Genomic DNA, 14,458 nt, shown 5'->3' with positions numbered 1-14,458 from the left:
CATATGGACTCTCCTTGATTGAATGTTTGCACTTTCAATATGGCACATAGTGGCCATTTGGTAAGGGGAGTCCATATCATTCGTTATATGCCCTACACGAACTTGGAGAACCCTTGAATAAATTCGATTTCAGGTTTGATTCTGCTCCGAACCCAAAAGCAAAGGTTGTTCGTTACTTCGTTTATACACTTCTAGTGTCTATTTCCACGTTCTTATATGTGTATTTTGTTCACTACATGGGCAGTATATTAAACATAGATGTAAACCAGCCTTTGAGAGAGCTACCCATGAACGTCGTGTTTTGGGGGTTGTTAGGCATGTTTGTTACATTAGCTCTTATTTTTACAGTTTTACTAATGTTAGCTAGGGTGATATTTATAAATCTCAAGGTGTAATTGGGCATATAACAAAGCAAATTAAAAAGTGCGGACAAAAAACAGTTGGCTTTGTTCGTGCCTCACAAATTATAGCCAACTATTTTTAGCCGTTTATTTGCGGCGTTAGCTTTCGAGGGATAGATGAGAGTATATTTAATCACTCTAGTATTAATATTTTTGGCGGCCTGTTCTAACAATCCAAATGTAGGTAAGCGTAGCCCTTCAGAGATAAATGATGCAGCTTTTAAAATTGAATTTGGAAAAATTATTGAAGTTGGTGGCTTTTATGAAATGAGACCTGATGCTTTAGATTTTGAATTTGAAGATGGTTACAAAATTTATCAAATCCCTAAAAACATAGAAGAGAAATTTGGTATCCGAATAGAGAATATCAATAAAAAGAAATATAACCTTGCATTTTTCATAGGTGTTTTGGATGAAAGTACGAATGAATATGTTGAATTCTCTCAAGGAGGGTATTGGTTTATATCTCCTCCTAATAATCCTGACTATGAAGCTTTTCTTTGGGAAAATGATAAGCGCTTCACTCCAGGAGATTACAAGTTCGTTGTAATGATAGATAAAGAAAAGGTTCTTAAAGTGGTAAATTTTAAAATAATAGAAAGCTAACAAGACACTAAAGTAGGACGCAATAAGCATGGCTTGCGTTCGTGCCTCACAAATTATAACCAACTGTTTTTAGCCGCTTATGGCGGCGTTATGTACCTAAGGAAAGCTATGTCATCTGATGATTGGTATAGAAATAATGAATGGAATGATCAAATATAAACGCTGTTTTACGCAAAGTTAAAACGTGCTCGTACTCAACGAGATCAATATCTTGTTATTCAATCTTCATATTTAGCAAATTCATACCCTTTAATATCCTTACGCTTAATAAATGAATATTTTGAAACACGAACAGATAAATATGAAGATGTTCGCGCATACTCTGCGCAAGCTCGCGCTTTTATGACTATCGATGATATAGATAACTCAATGAAAGCTTATCGAGCTGTACTTAAACGAGAAGATGAATTTCCAAATCACCAGACAACAGTTTATGTCGATTACCCATATATTGTTGCGACTCAAGCAATTGAGAGTGAGTATTCCAATGTACTTTCAGTGCTTCATAAATATAAGAGTCGTCTAATGTTTTCGTTAGACAAATTTAAATGGCATGCATCATTTGCGTTAATAAATAATGATCCTGAACAGGCAAAATTGGCATTGGATGTCGCAGAGGTTAAGCGTTCAGGAATTAAGTACCACCAAATATTGGACTTGTCGGTGATGAGCACGTTAATGTAATCAAAGTTTTGTGCGAAATCGGTACATAACAAGTTACCCAAAAGGGTGCAAAACGCTTGGCTTGCGCTTATACGTCGATAATTTTAGCCAGGTATTTATGCGTCCATTAGTAGGCGCTATGTAAATCTTAGAAAAGGACTTCTTATGAACAAACTATTGATACTTTCATTGACTATTTTGTTTTCCGGTTCGTTATTAGCTAATGATTCAAAAATAGATCTCGATGCGTTTGCGAAGTTGTATTTTGATAAAATGGTCGCCACGCAAAGCCCGACAGCTACAAAAAAAGAATTAGAAGAATATTTAGCATTATTAACCGACGATGTTGGTCACTCGCATCTGCCTTGGGTTACTGATGATTCTCGCTTACCGTCTGGTAAAAGTGATATGCGTAAAGGGATGACATTCTATTTAGGTGCTCATACTGAGTACAAAGCTGAATTATTAGACGTATTTACTTTCAATCAATCAGCTATTGCCATTAGATATAAAGACTACGCTAAAGGTATTCACCCTCAAAATAATCAGCCTATTGAGTACTCTCAAACAATGATGGAAGTACTAGAAATTGAGGATGGAAAAGTGGCTGTCATTCGTAAATATCACGAATAAATTCACATTCAAGGCGCTCAAGAATGGACAAATACAGTTAGTCTTGTATGTTCCTTGCTTATTTCCCCAAACAATTTTTTTCACGCTTGGCGTGGCGTTATGCGTAAGGAGTATCATGCAATTAGAGTCACCACATATTCCATTAGGGATTAGTTTAGATGAAGGTTTAAACATACTTGAGTCATTGTCTTCTGAAATAGAAAAGCGTACCGATAAAGAAGATGAATTTTATAAAATCGTCTTTGATAATTGGGAATGTGGTTTCTATGAGAGAAAAAGTATCGTAACTTCAACTTGGTATAACGATTCGGCAGGTAGAGAAACTGAAGAAGGCATTAATTCAAAGGTCACTCGCTATTTAAATCGTTACGGTGAAATTGATGATTGGGAAGCTGGAATTAGTAACGGTTGGATTCAGTTTTTCATAAATCATACATCAGGTGTAAATATGGCTTATGGCTTACATAAAGATGTTATTCGCTTTAACAGCATTAGATAGTTCAACACGTTAGTCATATATCTGAACATCTATCTGAACATCTATCTGAACATCTACCAGAATTAGTGCAGCAGTTATCATTGTCACCAGGCTATAAATGTTCTAGAAAGTTGGGCTGACTTAGTTAATGTGAGTGCTGATAAGATGGTAGACGCCTAATTAAGCCAAGTTGAAGCTAGTGGTTATTGATGTATTTTCAATGTTAAATTCAGTGATTAAGTTTGCTGTTGGATGAATCTGGGTAGTGTTCATACCGGTAAAGTTTACACAGAAAAGACAGCGACTTGTGATACATCGTTTATCCAAGGCGCTATACTTTTTTTGCGTAACTCTTATAAATCGACTAACTATAAATCGATTAGCAATAAATCGATCAGAGATAAATAGATTGATTAGTCATTGTGCTGTTCGAAACGAAGCAAGGCTAAATCATCATTACCGTCTAAAACGTGCTTAACAAACGGGTTATTGAAAACAACCTCACTCTTACCAGCGTGTAGTGTAATAGGTGAGTCATTTTTAATTTCTTCAAGGTAAATATCATTGAGCATATGGCTGTAATATTTAATAAAGCTTGGAATAACTAACATTAAGTCAGATGACAATGTCTGGATGAATTTAAAGATATTCATTTTAATGTTTTTATCGATAGCGACCACACTGGCTAACTTAATTAAACCGTTTTGTGCTGCGCAAAAGGCCAAATGCCCGATGATTGAATTATTGTAGTAAAAGCAGACTACTTTTAGTCTTTTACAGTCAATGTGCTCGATGGTTTCATTAAAGTCATATCCACTTTGAGACGCATGTGCGTTATAGATTAATGCTTTTTCATCTTCAGTCATTTCATCAAACCAGAACTCTTTGATTTGATTGATATTATAATTATAAATATTCGGTTTTTCATTGATAGCAGTTTTGTGCTTACGTGCCTTGATAACCACTTTCAATTCATGTTCGTCATACTGATAACATTGGTTGAAGAAGTTGGCTAAACCGACTCTGCGATTTAGCGAAGGCAAGATAGTGCCTTTTTCCCATAGACTGACCATTGACTGATTGATGTTTTTAAATAAGCTATGGTTAGTCGCTAAATCATCGGCAAGTGATTGCTGAGATAAGCGGTATGATTTACGAAACTGTCTTAATACGGTAGCAAAGTTTTCTTTGCAAAAAACTGCTTCATTGAGCTGCGTCGTCACTATCTTCCCCCTGGATACATATGTGAAATGGATTACGTTATTAAATAGACGACGCAAATCCTAGTTAACATATGTGACGAGTGCTACTTATAACAGCTATAAGCTATGCTAATATCAGTGTTGAATTTTGATTTGGTATTGGCGTGTGTATAGAAAGTATTCAGAACAAATTAATTTAAACTACTTACGAATTTTTAATGAGTTATATCGCTCTCGTAGTACAACACTTGCGGCGGCTAAATTAGGTATAACCCAATCTGCAGTAAGCCAAGTTTTGTCCAAATTACGAAATGCCACAGGTGATCCTTTGTTTATCAAAGGGCAAGGGCAGTTAGTGCCGACTGTGCGTGCCACAGAAATAGGTGAAGGGTTAGCAAGCGAACTTATTCAATTAGATAAACGATTCTATCCTGAAGATTTTCTCAATCAAGATGACTTTGATGGAGAAATTAATTTTTCAATTGCGAGTCCGATTATTGATGTGATTGCAAAAGCGTTAATGGATACAGTTGAGAAGGTATTACCTAAAGCCAAGATTAATTTTACTCACTGGAATGATCATAGCTTAGACCAAATTATTAATGGAGATGTGCACATTGGTTTGAACTTATTTCCAATCAATGCACCAAAAGAAATCAGACAAATTCCACTTGTGATTAATCAAGCTGTGTTTATTTCTGCTAAACCGAATCAATGGATTGAGGATGGCATGCAAAAGACTGGCTTTGTTGATCATGATTTTGCAGGGATTATTTTTTCGGGCATTAACCGCTTACAGCCAATTTTAGAGAATAATGATCTAACAAAAGGCTTTAAGTTTAAATATCGTTCAGAGTCGCATTCTTTGCTGTCTCATTATTTACAAAAAGAAAACACCATCTTGTTAGCAGACAAGTTTTCTTGCCATTATTATCCTGACCATTATTATTATGAAGCGCCGAAACGCTTGGCAAGCTTGTTACCATCGCAGTTAAGTTACGCTTTGTATTATTTGCAAGCCAATCACCAAGATCAAATTTATTCTGATTCAGAAAGAGTCGTAAAAACGTTACTTGAACAGTTCAGTTCCACTATCGACATTATTCCTAATCGAAATAAGTTTTAGAGAAAATAACTTAATTAGTAACACGCCTATGCTTAATTAAACATAGGCGTGATAGTTATCTTGGAAAGCTAATATAAAACTAGAGTTTTACCATCAATTTTCCTTTATTTTCTCCGCTAAAGAATAAGTTTAACCCCTCAATAGATGACGTTAATCCATCCAGAATATGCGATCTGTGTTTGATTTTACCTTGCAGCACGTAGGGAGTGAGCTTTTCCAGTAAGCTTGGTACTTCAGAATAATGATCTGGCATGGTAAAACCTTGTACTGTAATACGCCTTTTTAGAATATTCATCCAACTTGGTCCTGGCGCAGGTGTCTGTTTACTGTAATCAGCAATCAGACCACAAACCATTACGCGTCCGTGAGGGTTCATTCTGTCTACTATCAGGCTTTGAATTGGACCTGCAGTATTTTCAAAAAATAAGTCGATACCTTGTGGAGCTAACTTGTCTAATTCTGCTGCTAAATCAGCTGTTTTGTAGTTTATGGCTGAATCAAATCCCAGCTCATCAACAATCCAATTGGCTTTTTCATCACTACCAACAACACCAATGACGTGAAGTCCATCTGCTTTAGCAAGTTGGCCAACAATAGAACCGACAGAGCCCGCAGCGCCTGTTACTATTATTGTTTCACCCGCTTTAGGTTTGCCAACATTGAACAACCCCTGTGTTGCAGTAAGCCCTGGAAGCGCGAACACGGATAGAATAGTTTCATCAGGTAAAGGTGCATCTACTTTATTTAAGCCTTTTCCGTTACTGTGGAAATACTCTTGCCAACCCATCATACCCATCACTCGATCGCCTACTTTAAAATCAGGATGATGACTTTCAACGACTTCGCCAACGCCACTACTGCGCATGACCTCGCCTAAGTTAACTGGGGGGATATAGCTGTCAGTATCTGGTTGCATCCAACCAAACATAGCGGGATCCAGTGACATATAGTTTTGCTTTACGAGAATTTCACCCGGGTTAACCTTTGGCATTGGTAAGGATACGATTTCAAAAATATCTTGAGTAATTGGTCCGCCTTGTGGGCGTTTGACTAAGTTAATTGCAGTAAATGTACTCATTTTGCTTCCTTCAATGAGATCGATAATTAGGTATCGGTGTGAATAAGATAAACAGTATTATTACTTTGATTATTGATAAGATATAGTGGGCTAATTGTCTTTCTTTATTGCTTTTATGACAATAATGGGTGGGGTATGGATCAATTAAGAGCGCTTAAATATTTTATCAAAGTGGTAGAAACTGGCAGTTTTACTCACGCAGCCAAAAGCTTTTCAGTACCTGCTTCTTCATTATCAAGGCGAGTGGCAGATCTTGAGACAAGCTTAGGTGCGACGTTATTGAAACGGTCAACTAGAGCCGTATCATTGACTGAGATTGGCGCAGAGTACTATCAACAAGTATCACAACTATTGCTACAGCTTGAACAAAGCAATGAAGCAGTAAGAACGTATCAAACAGAGCCAATGGGAAAGCTGAGAATAAGCGCCATGGTTGGTATCGGCAGAGAAGTGCTTATTCCGCTTTTAGATGAGTTTTCTCGCTTATACCCAAAAGTTATTTTAGATATTGAGCTTAGTGATGAATTGTCCTCGGTTGGTCGTGATGATGTAGACATCGCTATTAGAGGTGGTTATGCCCCAAATGATCGCGTTATGGCGATTAGATTAATGGACAATCAATTTATCCCTGCTGCAACTCAGCAATACCTCGACACAATGGGAACGCCAACACATCCATCAGAGCTGCAAGATCATAAAGGGTTATATTATCGCTCACCAAATGGTCGTGTACCTTGGCTGAGTAAAATAAATGGTCAGTGGCAAGACGTATCAGCACCAGCTGCAGCGATTAGCAATGTGGGGGAGTGGCTAATTGCAAAGGCAAAACAACATGAAGGTATTTTGATGATGCCACGCTGGGTTTTATCGTCGTTTTTAGCCAGTAATGAATTAACTGAGTTACACTTTGAGCCACCTTTGTCTGCCACTCAAAGTGATGATTTTGGGGTATATTTGATTTATCAAAAACACCGCTACCATGTGCCAAAAGTCAAAGCAGCAGTGGATTTTTTAGTGGCAAGAATTAAACATGCTTAACCTATTAATCATTCATAAAAGGTAAGGTATTAGGAATGAAGACAACCAATAAGCCCGTTCAAGTACCGCATTTGAATACACAACGATTAACAATACGGGCTTTTCAAACTGATGATTTAGCCAATTTTTCAGCTTATCGAGCGGATCCTATCATTGCTCAATACCAAAGCTGGAATGATTACACTGAAGAAGATGCCCTGCGGTTTTATTCTAATATGGATTACCAAATGTTCGGTGTTGCAGGCCTTTGGTTTCAATTGGCCTTGATTGAAAAAGACTCGCAACAGTTAATTGGTGATATCGCACTACATTTTGTTGATGAGCAGCAGGTTGAAGTCGGTTTTACCTTAGCAAGAACGGCACAAAAAAAAGGTTACGCAACTGAAGCGATGAAATCAGTGATTGATTATTTATTTTCTGTATTGAAAAAACATAGAATTACCGCAACAACTGATGCTGAAAATAGTGCGTCAATGACACTATTGATGCGGCTCGGCTTTAGAAAAGAAGGGCATTTTATACAAAACATATTTTTTAAAGGAAAATGGGGGGATGAATGCGCCTTTGCACTATTAAATAAAGAGCACCTTTCCTATGAGTCTGCTTGAAGTATATAAAGGGGTGTGGTGATGTCTTGCAAAGACTGTGAAGAGTCTATTTTTAAGCAAAAGATAGGTCGTTGCCGAGCGTGTATGATGCAACTTACTGTATTGAGTCTTATCTGTTGGCCGTTGTGGTGCTGGAATTATGCTGATAACCCGACGTTGGTTGAATCGATTGCGTTACTGTTTTTCTGCATTGCATTTTCTGGACTGTTAAGTTTGCACTTAGTGGTACTGATTTATCGAAAATTATCAGCAGCTGAATAAATATGTGCAGCTAACTCTCATGTATTCTTGTTTCAATCGCACTTGCTTAAAGTCGATTTGAGAAAGTAAAAAGCCAGCTTAAATGCTGGCTTTTCATTCAATATCACGGTTTAGGTTAGCTTCTTTTTTTCCACTTAAATAGTATCGAATATTTCCATAGACTTTTAATCACAAAGAAGCTGATTAACGCAAAAATTGCCCCCAAAATAACACAACCTAACAAAAATGGTGGACCGATTGTACCGATTGAACTTTCAACCCATTGCCAACTGGCTTCAAATGCGAAGTCAGTCGTATCCATCCCGAGGATATTTGCACCTAATAGGTAGGCAGCATAAAACATAAACGGCATGGTAATCGGATTAGTTAACCAAACTAGCGCAACGGCGAGGGGAATATTAACTTTGAAATAAATGGCCATACCTGCAGCAATAACCATTTGAAAAGGTAAAGGCAACCAAGCAACAAAAAGGCCAATAGCAAATGATCCTGGCGCTGATTTTCGATTCAACGTCCATAAATTGGGATCATTTAATAAGCTGCCAAATATACGTAAATACTTATGATTACGTATTGTTTCAGGCTTCGGCATAAATTTTTGTAATAATTTTTTTGGCATATACGCGATTACTGTCTTTAATTAATCAATGATAAATCGATTCATTTATGGTTTTTGCGCCAGTATGCTTTTTAGCAATTTGCTGCCAAGCCTACTTCCTATATGGATGGCGTCTATCACTTTGATAATAGTGTTAGTAACTTTTAAAAAGTGGTCGTTCATCAGTGGAACACTTTTTGGAGTGTTGCTAGTTTCTATTTGTTTTAATTCACTATTTTCTTCACAAGAATCAAATATCCCTGTCAAAAAACAATTTAAGGCAGAGATAGTATCACTAGTTAGCGTAAACAGCGACTGGATAAGTTTCGATATTCGGCTGCTTTCTGAACAAAGTCGCTTTTATGACCACTACTATAGACTCATTTGGCAGCAACCGCCTGAATTAAAAGTCGGTCAAACTTGGCTGTTAAATGCCAGACTTAAACCGATTACCAGCCCGCTTAATCAAGGTGGTTTTAATCAACAAAAGTACCTATTAAGCCGTCATATCGTCGCAAAAGGCACGGTGAAGCAAGGGGAGTTAGTCGCCTATTTTGCGCCTTTTAGGCAAACAATCATAGATAACCTAACACCTGTATTAAGGAGCTTAGACAATAGCGCTGTTATGCAGGCGTTACTATTTGGCGACAAATCATTATTATCCAAGCAGCAATGGCAACAGTTACGTCAAACTGGAACTGGGCATTTAGTGGCTATTTCTGGTTTGCATTTATCGGTAGTTTTTGGACTTTTTCTATTATTATCACGTGGGATGCTGTTTACATGTTGGCCGCATTATAGTCGCAGAAACTTGCTTTTATCTATGCTCATAGCAACTGTGTTTGCTTTGGGTTATGGCTATTTAGCTGGTTTTGCCATTTCAACACAACGTGCCTTGGTGATGTTGCTTGCACTTGTGGTCCTCACCATGGTCAATCAATATGCTTCAACATGGCAGCGACTCATTTGGGCGTTATTTGCTGTTTTATTAATTGATCCTTTTGCGAGTTTAAGCGCTGGTTTCTGGCTGTCTTTTAGTGCGCTTGCCATTATTTTATTAACCATCGACTATACCTCGCTTCAACAACAAACCGCGCTTTCACAAGAAAGTGATAGCACTGATTGTATAGATAGTGTTGACTCTAATAGGGAACAACCAAGCATTTATCAGCGTTTTGTTCAAGAACATCAAACTAGGTTTAGACGTTTAACCAGTCAATGTAAGGCTTTTTTTGTTGTATTTGGGGCTGTGCAATGGCGGTTGGCATTAGCTTTAGGTTTGGTGCAAGCGGTATTGTTTGGCACTTTCTCATTTCACAGTATTTGGGTTAATTTCCTTATGGTGCCTTGGTTTAGCTTTGTGGTTATTCCATTAAGCATTATCGCTTTGGTGCTCAATTTACTGTTGATGATAATGCCCTTACCACAAAACTGGTCGTACATACTTGGCGAAACTGTAATGCAATTAGCTGATTTGTCACTTAGCCCTTTTCAGTGGTTAATTGGCTTTAGTGACGCCTGGCCACTCGCTTTAGTGAGGTTGCCAGATAATCTCATCTTGAGTGTGGCTTTCTTCATATTGGGACTATTTTTAATAAAATGGTCAGTGCATAAAACATGGCGAGTCGTATCAAGTTTGTTGTGTATTCCCTTTGTCATGTTGACAGTGCAGCATTGGACTTTACATCACATTGATCCATTTCAGCACGCCGATAATGAGCCAATCATTACAGATTCAACGCTAAAGCCGATTCATTGGCAAGCGCATGTTATTGATGTAGCTCAAGGCATGTCAGTACTATTGCAGCAGGGAAATCGTGGTGTACTTTATGATACAGGCGCCGCGTATGGGGAGAGTTTTTCTTATGCAGAGCGAGCTATTGTCCCTATGTTACAAGCAAAAGGGGTTACTCAATTAGATTACGTCATTGTGAGCCATAATGATAATGACCACGCTGGAGGGTTAAATGTCATAACCAAACATTACCCAGAGGTGATTGTCATAGCAGAGCAAGCCGTTATCGATAGAAGTATTAATGTAAGCTCTGAGCTGGCTAATGAAGCGCCAGCACATATGCTTTGCGAAAATAACCAAATAAAGTGGCTTAACTTAACCATTGAGATGCATATTAATACACTTGAAAGTAATGATAATAACCGCTCCTGTGCTGCTTATATTATTGATACTCAACGGCGGCTATTTTTGGCTGGGGATATTGAAAAAGAAACAGAGTATGAATTCCTTAAGCGAGAAGTTTTAGCTCCCGTTGATGTGTTACTTGCACCGCATCATGGGAGTCGAACATCGTCTACACTAGACTTTATCGATGCAGTGTCACCAAAGCATGTTATTTTTACCGCAGGCTACGCGAATCAATATGGATTTCCTAAAGAAGATATTCAAAATCGTTACAAACTTAAAGGAGCTAAAACACTTGTTAGCGGTGACTCGGGTCAGATTAGTATAGATTTTGAACCATCAAACTATGCTATTCGTGAATATCGTTCAGATATTGCGCCATTTTGGTATAACAGCCTGTTTAGATTTGGTGAGAAAGTTAAAGCAGAGTAGAATAACCCTTTGTTTGCTATTCAAGTGTTAACGTAATCAATGACAACAACTAATAACGAAATGTCGAGCGTATTTAAACGCCTTCTTACTTATCTCATTCCGATGAAAGGAATGTTTTTGTTAGCAATCTTAGGTCTGTTAACTTACGGCTTAGTCGACGCCGCTTTTATTGCGTTCATTAAACCTTTTATCGATGAAGGCTTTAGTCAAACGCCTAATGTCGTTGGTGGCGTAGAAGTTCCGACCCACGGCGGGTTTAATGCCAACAAAGACATTATGTTAATGGCGCCACTTGTGGTCATTGGTATGTTTACACTTCGGGGGATTGCGAATTTCGTATCGACCTATTGTGTATCCTACATGAGTGCTAAGTTAATCATGGATATGCGTCAGCAAGTGTTTGAACATTATTTACGCTTACCTGTCAGTTATATTGACCGAGAAAACAGTGGTAATTTAATTTCTCGAGTTACATTCGATACTGAACAAATCGCTCGAGCATCCGGCAGTGCACTTATTTCTATAGTACGTGACTCGATTACAGTCATTGCAATGTTAGCCATCATGTTCTTTTATTCTTGGAAACTATCCCTGTGCATATTAGTGATTGGCCCATTAATGGGGATAGTTATAAGCCTTGTCAGTAAACGTTTTCGTAAGGTTTCTAAGCAGATCCAATCAGCTATGGGTGGGGTCACAGCGACGACAGAACAAATGATCAAAGGCCACAAAAATGTATTGGCGTTTGGTGGTCAAAAAACGGAAGTAAATCGTTTTTTCAAGGTGAATGATTCTAACCGTCATCAAAATATGAAGTTAGCTGTCGCCCAAGCAATCAGTCAGCCAGTGATTATGATTATCGGCTCATTTGCTCTTGCGTTTGTATTGTATGCCGCAACATTTCCTGGATTAAAAGAAGAACTGACCGCTGGTACTTTTGCCGCTATTTTAGGCGCTATGATGGCAATGCTGCAGCCAATTAAAAACTTAACGCGAGTGAATGCTGAATTTCAGCGTGGTATTGCAGCGTGTACAACCGTGTTTGAGCTACTTGATACCGCCCCTGAATCTGATACGGGTGAATATGAAGTTGCACGAGTTAAAGGTAACTTGAAATTCAATAACGTGACATTCAGTTATCCAGACACTGAAAAGCCAGCGTTAACCAATATTGATTTTGAAGTAAAACAAGGCAAAACCATTGCTTTGGTTGGCCGAAGTGGGTCAGGTAAGTCGACCATTGCCAGCTTAATGACGCGTTTTTACACTGGTGTTTCTGAAGGTGATATTACCTTAGATGATGTCAGTATTTATGATTACAAATTGAAGTCTTTGCGTAATCAAGTCGCCTTAGTATCACAACAGGTGACCTTATTTAACGATACTATCGCGAATAACATTGCATATGCCTACCCAGGTGAAGTGACTCGAGAGCAAATTGTTAAAGCTGCTGAACTTGCTTATGCAATGGAGTTTATCGAAACTCTACCAGAAGGCTTAGACACCGAAGTCGGTGAGAATGGCGTTTTACTATCAGGTGGGCAGCGTCAAAGGATTGCCATTGCTCGTGCTATGTTACGTGATGCGCCTGTACTTATTTTAGATGAAGCAACCTCGGCTTTAGATACTGAATCTGAAAAAGCCATTCAACATGGGTTAGATAACTTACGTCACAACCGTACATCCATTGTTATTGCACATCGACTTTCAACGATTGAATCTGCAGATGAAATTCTTGTTATCGACCAAGGTAAAGTTGTCGAGCGCGGTGCGCATGCTGAGCTAGTTGAGCAAGAAGGCGTTTACGCTAACTTGTATAAAATGCAATTTGGTAATTAAATGCAGGCGTTAGTTAACAAAATTTGGTATCAAGGTCATCCGGCAAAATGGTTGCTTATGCCATTGAGCTGGTTATTTGGGCTTATTACTTGGTTGCGTCGCCTTGGGTTTTCACTCGGGATAAAACAAGCTGAAACTTTACCTGTACCTGTGATTGTCGTGGGTAATATTACAGCTGGTGGCAGTGGCAAAACGCCTACCGTTATCTACTTAATTGATTTACTTCGCCAGCATGGCTATAAGCCTGGGGTAATAAGCCGCGGATACGGGGTTAAAATTAATGGCGTGAAAGCCGTTAATTTAACCGATAAAGCGGTAGATGTGGGTGATGAGCCAGCCATGATTGTGGCGCGTACAAACGTTCCCATGGTGGTTGGCGCTAAGCGTATTGATGCGGCGCAGAAGTTGTTATCTGATTTTGATGTTGATGTGATTATTAGTGATGATGGCTTACAGCATTATGCCTTAGCCAGAGATATCGAACTTGCGATTGTAGATGGGCAAAGACGATACGGTAATGAATGCTTAATTCCTGCAGGGCCATTACGAGAAGGCATTTGGCGATTAAACACTATTGATTGGGTGATCAACAATGGTGGTGCAGCGCAAAATGATGAAGTGGCAATGCAATTAGCACCGTGTTCATTAACAAAGGTAGACTCTGCAGCGTCTTCTAATACCTCATCTTGGCAATCTGAACCCGCAGTGGCTATGGCGGGGATTGGTAATCCGCAACGTTTTTTCGATAGTCTTAGCGCGTTAGGGTACGACATTGTTCAAACTCATGAGTTTGAAGACCATCAGGCATTTGATAAACAGGTATTAGCGCAACTCTCTGAAGAGCATCCATTGATAATGACAGAGAAAGATGCGGTTAAATGTCGCGATTTTGCACAACAAAACTGGTGGTATCTGCCAGTAAATGCGAAGCTTAATAAAAGTTTTGATCAAGCATTTTTGAATAGACTAGAACAAGTCGTCAAAGTTAAACAAGGAAACCTCCATGGCGTTCGATAAAAAATTACTTGAGATTGTGGCTTGCCCAGTATGTAAAGGTAAGTTGGAATTTGATAAAGAAGCAGATCAATTGATTTGTAAAGCTGACAAGCTCGCTTATCCAATTACTGAAGGCATTCCTGTTTTGCTTGAAAACCGAGCATTACCGCTAGAGTCTTAAAAAAATCATTATTAAAAAAGCGCCTTTAAGGCGCTTTTTTTTTGATTTAAATCCCATGCTACATATCAATTCGTTGGTTAACTATTGTGCACTTGTTGTTATTAGTATGTAGGTACTGATTATAGAGTAATTGCACTATTTATACACTGACGTAAAAGTCAGCCAGTTCACCTCGAAA

The 14,458-nt window shown here is 38.5% G+C and carries 15 protein-coding genes; 12 read left to right on the top strand and 3 right to left on the bottom strand.

Annotated features, from left to right (window positions below):
* The first annotated feature begins 518 nt into the window (after positions 1-518).
* From AN944_RS04545 to AN944_RS04530, 4 genes are all read left to right on the top strand, one after another.
* On the top strand, positions 519-1,007 hold the full coding sequence (locus AN944_RS04545; protein ID WP_055023409.1) for a DUF3859 domain-containing protein: 489 nt from the start codon (positions 519-521) through the stop codon (positions 1,005-1,007).
* A gap of 369 nt (positions 1,008-1,376) precedes the next feature.
* Entirely contained in the window at positions 1,377-1,691 is a 315-nt protein-coding gene (locus AN944_RS21760) for a hypothetical protein (RefSeq protein ID WP_200913359.1), read from the top strand.
* Between the two features lie 144 nt (positions 1,692-1,835).
* A complete protein-coding gene (locus tag AN944_RS04535) occupies positions 1,836-2,303 on the top strand; it encodes a nuclear transport factor 2 family protein (protein WP_055023408.1) in 468 nt (155 codons plus the stop codon).
* 115 nt (positions 2,304-2,418) lie between these two features.
* Entirely contained in the window at positions 2,419-2,802 is a 384-nt protein-coding gene (locus AN944_RS04530; protein ID WP_055023407.1) for a hypothetical protein, read from the top strand.
* 392 nt (positions 2,803-3,194) lie between these two features.
* Here AN944_RS04530 and AN944_RS04525 read toward each other — a convergent pair whose 3' ends face one another.
* The gene (locus AN944_RS04525; RefSeq protein WP_055023406.1) at positions 3,195-4,004 is read right to left on the bottom strand and encodes a helix-turn-helix domain-containing protein; all 810 of its coding nucleotides are present in this window, start codon (positions 4,002-4,004) and stop codon (positions 3,195-3,197) included.
* 145 nt (positions 4,005-4,149) lie between these two features.
* Here AN944_RS04525 and AN944_RS04520 point away from each other — a divergent pair, with 145 nt between their 5' ends.
* Positions 4,150-5,109 carry a LysR family transcriptional regulator gene (locus tag AN944_RS04520; protein WP_055023405.1) on the top strand — a complete coding sequence of 320 codons (960 nt, stop codon included), beginning with the start codon at positions 4,150-4,152 and terminating at the stop codon, positions 5,107-5,109.
* A 79-nt stretch (positions 5,110-5,188) separates the two neighbouring features.
* On the opposite strand, the gene AN944_RS04515 is transcribed toward AN944_RS04520, so the two are convergent.
* Positions 5,189-6,187, bottom strand: a complete 999-nt coding sequence (locus tag AN944_RS04515; RefSeq protein WP_055023404.1) for an NADP-dependent oxidoreductase — start codon at positions 6,185-6,187, stop codon at positions 5,189-5,191.
* 135 nt (positions 6,188-6,322) lie between these two features.
* On the opposite strand from AN944_RS04515, the gene AN944_RS04510 reads away from it, so the two are divergent.
* Genes AN944_RS04510 through AN944_RS04500 form a run of 3 tightly spaced genes read left to right on the top strand, consistent with a single transcriptional unit; the run spans position 6,323 to position 8,094 of the window.
* Entirely contained in the window at positions 6,323-7,225 is a 903-nt protein-coding gene (locus AN944_RS04510; protein ID WP_055023403.1) for a LysR family transcriptional regulator, read from the top strand.
* Positions 7,226-7,260: 35 nt separating this feature from the next.
* The gene (locus AN944_RS04505) at positions 7,261-7,833 is read left to right on the top strand and encodes a GNAT family N-acetyltransferase (protein WP_055023402.1); all 573 of its coding nucleotides are present in this window, start codon (positions 7,261-7,263) and stop codon (positions 7,831-7,833) included.
* Positions 7,834-7,854: 21 nt separating this feature from the next.
* Positions 7,855-8,094, top strand: coding sequence for a DUF3624 domain-containing protein (locus tag AN944_RS04500; protein WP_055023401.1), 240 nt, complete (start codon positions 7,855-7,857; stop codon positions 8,092-8,094).
* A gap of 115 nt (positions 8,095-8,209) precedes the next feature.
* On the opposite strand, the gene AN944_RS04495 is transcribed toward AN944_RS04500, so the two are convergent.
* Complete coding sequence (locus AN944_RS04495; protein ID WP_055023400.1) at positions 8,210-8,713, bottom strand: DUF2062 domain-containing protein; 504 nt, start codon at positions 8,711-8,713, stop codon at positions 8,210-8,212.
* Between the two features lie 28 nt (positions 8,714-8,741).
* Here AN944_RS04495 and AN944_RS04490 point away from each other — a divergent pair, with 28 nt between their 5' ends.
* From AN944_RS04490 to AN944_RS21350, 4 genes are read left to right on the top strand one after another with little or no spacing between them, the layout of a single operon-like run.
* On the top strand, positions 8,742-11,264 hold the full coding sequence (locus AN944_RS04490) for a DNA internalization-related competence protein ComEC/Rec2 (RefSeq protein WP_082419892.1): 2,523 nt from the start codon (positions 8,742-8,744) through the stop codon (positions 11,262-11,264).
* Between the two features lie 39 nt (positions 11,265-11,303).
* Positions 11,304-13,103 (top strand): lipid A export permease/ATP-binding protein MsbA, encoded by a 1,800-nt coding sequence (gene msbA, locus AN944_RS04485; protein ID WP_055023398.1) that lies wholly within the window; start codon positions 11,304-11,306, stop codon positions 13,101-13,103.
* Positions 13,104-14,120, top strand: a complete 1,017-nt coding sequence (lpxK, locus tag AN944_RS04480; protein WP_055023397.1) for a tetraacyldisaccharide 4'-kinase — start codon at positions 13,104-13,106, stop codon at positions 14,118-14,120.
* Entirely contained in the window at positions 14,107-14,280 is a 174-nt protein-coding gene (locus tag AN944_RS21350) for a Trm112 family protein (protein ID WP_080915983.1), read from the top strand. The genes lpxK and AN944_RS21350 overlap by 14 nt, the downstream gene beginning before the upstream one ends.
* The last annotated feature ends 178 nt before the right edge of the window (positions 14,281-14,458 follow it).

It is taken from the genome of Shewanella sp. P1-14-1 (assembly GCF_001401775.1).
Classification (GTDB): domain Bacteria; phylum Pseudomonadota; class Gammaproteobacteria; order Enterobacterales; family Shewanellaceae; genus Shewanella; species Shewanella japonica.
The sequence above is the reverse complement of the archived record's forward strand: the minus strand, read 5'-3'. Positions and strand labels throughout refer to the sequence as shown.

What these genes read in the sequence shown, in the direction of transcription:
- AN944_RS04515 (WP_055023404.1), bottom strand. Translation starts at nt 6,187, where the DNA reads ATGAGTACATTTACTGCAATTAACTTAGTCAAACGCCCACAAGGCGGA.
- AN944_RS04535 (WP_055023408.1), top strand. Translation starts at nt 1,836, where the DNA reads ATGAACAAACTATTGATACTTTCATTGACTATTTTGTTTTCCGGTTCG.
- AN944_RS21350 (WP_080915983.1), top strand. Translation starts at nt 14,107, where the DNA reads ATGGCGTTCGATAAAAAATTACTTGAGATTGTGGCTTGCCCAGTATGT.
- AN944_RS04505 (WP_055023402.1), top strand. Translation starts at nt 7,261, where the DNA reads ATGAAGACAACCAATAAGCCCGTTCAAGTACCGCATTTGAATACACAA.
- AN944_RS04490 (WP_082419892.1), top strand. Translation starts at nt 8,742, where the DNA reads ATGATAAATCGATTCATTTATGGTTTTTGCGCCAGTATGCTTTTTAGC.
- AN944_RS04500 (WP_055023401.1), top strand. Translation starts at nt 7,855, where the DNA reads ATGTCTTGCAAAGACTGTGAAGAGTCTATTTTTAAGCAAAAGATAGGT.
- AN944_RS04510 (WP_055023403.1), top strand. Translation starts at nt 6,323, where the DNA reads ATGGATCAATTAAGAGCGCTTAAATATTTTATCAAAGTGGTAGAAACT.
- msbA (WP_055023398.1), top strand. Translation starts at nt 11,304, where the DNA reads ATGACAACAACTAATAACGAAATGTCGAGCGTATTTAAACGCCTTCTT.
- AN944_RS04545 (WP_055023409.1), top strand. Translation starts at nt 519, where the DNA reads ATGAGAGTATATTTAATCACTCTAGTATTAATATTTTTGGCGGCCTGT.
- AN944_RS04495 (WP_055023400.1), bottom strand. Translation starts at nt 8,713, where the DNA reads ATGCCAAAAAAATTATTACAAAAATTTATGCCGAAGCCTGAAACAATA.
- AN944_RS04530 (WP_055023407.1), top strand. Translation starts at nt 2,419, where the DNA reads ATGCAATTAGAGTCACCACATATTCCATTAGGGATTAGTTTAGATGAA.
- AN944_RS21760 (WP_200913359.1), top strand. Translation starts at nt 1,377, where the DNA reads ATGAAAGCTTATCGAGCTGTACTTAAACGAGAAGATGAATTTCCAAAT.
- lpxK (WP_055023397.1), top strand. Translation starts at nt 13,104, where the DNA reads ATGCAGGCGTTAGTTAACAAAATTTGGTATCAAGGTCATCCGGCAAAA.